Origin of the sequence: Litorivivens sp. (assembly GCF_041625495.1) — a bacterium.
Classification (GTDB): Bacteria; Pseudomonadota; Gammaproteobacteria; order Pseudomonadales; family Spongiibacteraceae; genus Litorivivens.
Genome location: NZ_JBFJTH010000245.1, coordinates 1 through 3,911, shown reverse-complemented (window position 1 = coordinate 3,911; position 3,911 = coordinate 1). Strand labels below are relative to the sequence as shown.

Annotated in this window: 4 protein-coding genes; 3 read left to right on the top strand and 1 reads right to left on the bottom strand. The window is 54.7% G+C overall.

Features of this window, described 5'->3' with window-relative positions:
- The 3 genes from ABYP39_RS17815 to ABYP39_RS17805 all read left to right on the top strand — a co-directional run.
- On the top strand, positions 1-1,362 hold a 1,362-nt coding region (locus tag ABYP39_RS17815; RefSeq protein WP_372783943.1), incomplete at its 5' end, for a 2-oxoacid:acceptor oxidoreductase subunit alpha.
- 5 nt (positions 1,363-1,367) lie between these two features.
- Positions 1,368-2,420 (top strand): 2-oxoacid:ferredoxin oxidoreductase subunit beta, encoded by a 1,053-nt coding sequence (locus tag ABYP39_RS17810; RefSeq protein WP_372750388.1) that lies wholly within the window; start codon positions 1,368-1,370, stop codon positions 2,418-2,420.
- A 139-nt stretch (positions 2,421-2,559) separates the two neighbouring features.
- Positions 2,560-3,171 carry a DUF924 family protein gene (locus ABYP39_RS17805; RefSeq protein ID WP_372765257.1) on the top strand — a complete coding sequence of 204 codons (612 nt, stop codon included), beginning with the start codon at positions 2,560-2,562 and terminating at the stop codon, positions 3,169-3,171.
- On the opposite strand, the gene ABYP39_RS17800 is transcribed toward ABYP39_RS17805, so the two are convergent.
- The coding region (locus ABYP39_RS17800) for a DUF3604 domain-containing protein (protein WP_372783941.1) at positions 3,163-3,911 on the bottom strand (749 nt) is incomplete at its 5' end. The two genes, ABYP39_RS17805 and ABYP39_RS17800, sit on opposite strands and share 9 nt — an antisense overlap.

Below are 3,911 nucleotides of genomic sequence, written 5' to 3'. Positions count from 1 at the left end.
GTGTCTGATCAGTTCAGAGGCAAGGAAAAGCTGGTGGTTCCCAACGTCCACGCTCTCGAGCTGGGCTACCACTATGCGCGTGAGCACTACGAGTGTCCCATCGGTATTCGCGTTGAACGCCGCGACGAGGTGGGTGACAAAATTCTGATAGACGGCAATACAGCCGCGTCTCTCGGGGCGATCTATGGTGGCGCTACGGTTGCCGCTTGGTATCCGATTACGCCTTCTACCTCGGTTGTGGATGGCTTCGACAAATACTGCAAGCGTTTACGTATTGATCCCGGCAGTGGCAGCAAAAACTACGCTATCGTGCAGGCTGAAGACGAGCTGGCTGCGATAGGCATGGTCATTGGTGCAAGCTGGAACGGCGCGCGGGCATTTACCGCAACCAGTGGCCCGGGCATCTCGCTGATGAGTGAGTTTCTGGGGCTGGCCTATTTTGCGGAAATTCCCACGGTGCTGATTGACGTGCAGCGCGCGGGTCCATCGACGGGCATGCCAACGCGCACCCAGCAATCTGATGTGTTGGCCTGCGCCTACGCGTCACACGGTGATACCAAGCATGTGCTGCTGTTTCCATCCACGCCTAAAGAATGTTTCGACATGACAGCCGAAGCTTTCGATCTGGCAGAAACCCTGCAAACTCCGGTGATCATGCTCACTGATCTTGACCTGGGCATGAACGATAATATGTCTGAGCCACTAACCTGGGAAGACGGCCGCGAATACAAGCGCGGCAAGGTGCTGAACGAAGAGCAGCTGGAAAGCATGAGCGAGCGCTTTGGTCGCTACCTGGATGTGGACGGCGACGGCATTCCCTACCGCACCTATCCCGGCACCCATCCCACCAAAGGCGCTTTCTTTACTCGTGGTACATCGCGTGATGAGTATGCGGTGTATACCGAAGACGGGGCCGAATATGAAAAGAACATGCAGCGCCTGCTGAAAAAGTGGGAAACTGCAAAAACCGCCGTACCGGCGCCTGAAATTAGCAGCGACGGGAATGCGGTGGGTGTGATTCACTTTGGTACCAGCGCGGATTCCACCATGGAAGCCTTGGACTACCTCGCCGACGAGGGCATCAGGGTAGACAGTTTGCGCCTGAAAGCATTTCCGTTTAACGCCGAGGTTGATGACTTTATTGCCAGCCATGAAACGGTTTTTGTTATCGAGCAAAACCGCGATGCGCAGATGAAGTCGCTACTGGTCAATGAGTGCGAAGTGTCGCCCAAAGACTTGATATCCATTCTGAACTACGACGGAATGCCCATTACCGCAAGAAAGATTCGAGAGAGCATTGCTTCGGTTGTGCGTGGCGACAACGTGACGCCGTTACACAAAAAAGCCGGCAATAAGGAGTAATTACGATGACCTATCAGCGTCCCAATTTTCGTCATCCCGAGCTGCCGGTCAATGAGCTGGGCTATACGCGCCGCAATTATGAAGGAGCGTTGTCCACACTGTGCGCCGGTTGTGGTCACGATTCCATCAGTGCAGCCATTGTGCAGGCTTGCTTTGAAATGTCCATCGAGCCGCACAAGGTTGCCAAGCTGTCGGGTATTGGCTGTTCGTCAAAAACACCCACATATTTTCTGGGCAATTCACACGGTTTCAACTCAGTTCACGGCCGTATGCCGTCTGTTGCTACTGGCGCGAACTTAGCCAACCGCGACATGATCTATGTGGGTGTATCGGGTGACGGTGACACCGCCTCCATTGGCATGGGGCAGTTCACCCACGCCGTACGCCGTAACCTGAACATGATGTATGTGGTTGAGAATAACGGCTGCTATGGCCTGACCAAGGGGCAAGACTCAGCCACAGCGGATGTGGGGTCGTCTAGCAAGAAGGGTGAGCCTAACCCGTTTGAGCCGATTGACCTGGCCAGCGTTGCGTTGCAGTTGGGAGCCACTTTTGTGGCGCGCAGTTTTTCAGGCGACCGCAACCAACTGGTGCCATTGATAAAAGCGGCAATCTCTCATCGCGGCTTTGCCTTTATCGATGTGATTTCCCCTTGCGTAACGTTTAACAACAATCCGGCGTCGACCAAAGGCTACGAGCATGTACGCGACCATCTGGCTGCGACCGGGACAGTGGACTTTGTGCCAGTAAAGCAGGAAATCACCACCAGCTATGAGGCGGGAGAATCGCAGGAAGTTACCCTGCATGACGGCTCCGTGGTGCACCTGCAGAAGGCGGATACGGAACTGGATATCAGTAGCCGGCGTTCTGCGCTGAAACTGATCAAGGACTACAAAGCCAAAGATCAGATTCTAACCGGCCTGTTGTATATGGATGAGGATTCGCGCGATCTGCATGAGATTATTGGAACCAGCAATAAACCCCTGCGCTCGCTGACAGAGTCCGATCTCTGTCCAGGACAGAAAGTGCTGGATAACCTCAATGAAAGCCTGCGTTAGCGCGGCTTTCGCGCGCCGGGCAGGCTACTAGGCATTCGCGTAGGAGCTTGCCCGGAAAGACAGGCCTTTGCCTTACCCCTTGACCCCAACCGAAAAAACGCCGAAATTCTAACCTTCCCCTGTCACAAGGCAGCCCGCCATGATGGATCTGGTAGACGATTGGCAATACGTGTTGAATTTCTGGTTTGGTGATTCCAGCGACGATGGTGACGTCGCTGCAGAATATTCTGACCTGTGGTGGGGGAAATCTGATGATAGCGACCATCTGATCTGGGCTAAGTTTTCTCATAGGGTAGAGCAGGCTAGTTCAGGAGCATTGACTCACTGGCTCGACGTGCCGGAGGGACGTCTAGCGGCAATTATTCTTATTGATCAATTCAGGCGTAATATTTACCGAGATAAACCCGAGGCCTTTGCCGAGGATTCGCTGGCGCGACGCTGGTGTCGGGAAGGTTTGAGTGATTCAGTGGATCAATTGTTGCGTCCGATAGAGCGGGTCTTCTTCTACCTGCCTTTAGAGCACTCTGAGTCGATGGATGATCAGGAAGAGAGTGTGCGACGGTATCGGGATCTGGTGGATTGTGCTCCCAAAGCACACCGGGAACTGTTCACCAACTATTTGAATTTTGCCCAGCGCCACTACGATATTATTGCGCGTTTTGGGCGCTTTCCGCATCGCAATGCAATCCTCGGGCGCGAGTCATCGCCCGAGGAAATCGAATTTCTCAAACGGCCCGGGTCGTCATTTTGATGGTGCTTTTGTTGCGCTGTACCAGATGGGCGAGCTCCACGCGCGCTCTTGAATAATGGGTGAGTAGAACGGCTCTTTTTCCGGATCAAGGCAGCACTTGCCATAAACATCCTCTCCCCAGGCACCTTCGTCTTTCGCTGCGGCCGTGGCTTTTTTCGCCTGATCGGCGCAGTTTGCGCTGAACGGATCCACGCCGGCGCTCTTGCATTGGAGGGTAGACCAGCGGCAGGTGGGGTTTTCGAGTACCCGCACGTAATAGAAGGCATTTTCGTCAGCTCGAAAGGTCGGGTCTTGCCACACCGTGCAGAGGCTAGCAAAGCCAGCCCCTTCGGGTGCGCAGCTTTTCGGGTTTACTGTGGCGCCAGTGTCACCGCCAGCTACGTTGAACACCTGTTCATGGGTATTTCCTTCGGCATCGGTCCAGCCTTTGATAATTTGCAATCGCTGCAAATCGGTGCCGATTTTTCCCGGTGGTCCTGGGTCTTTACTGGCAGCGACCAGAAAGCGTGGTGAGCCTTCGGTAGCCGCTGGTAAATCACCTCCCATGGGTACGCCATTTGCGTATGCGGTTCGAATCATGTCGGGGTTTTCACACAAATCGCTGGCCAGATTCCAGCCGCCAAAAAACCGCAGTGTCGGCCGGGTGCCGCTGGTTGCGTAGGTCTCCTTGCGGCGGATCGCATCGAACACCGCGTCGCGGGTGTTTTGTTCCGCCCAAACCACAGCCAGGCCGCCGGCAT

Bases quoted from the DNA above. Each gene is read 5' to 3' on its own strand.
- ABYP39_RS17810 (WP_372750388.1), top strand. From the start codon at position 1,368: ATGACCTATCAGCGTCCCAATTTTCGTCATCCCGAGCTGCCGGTCAAT.
- ABYP39_RS17805 (WP_372765257.1), top strand. From the start codon at position 2,560: ATGATGGATCTGGTAGACGATTGGCAATACGTGTTGAATTTCTGGTTT.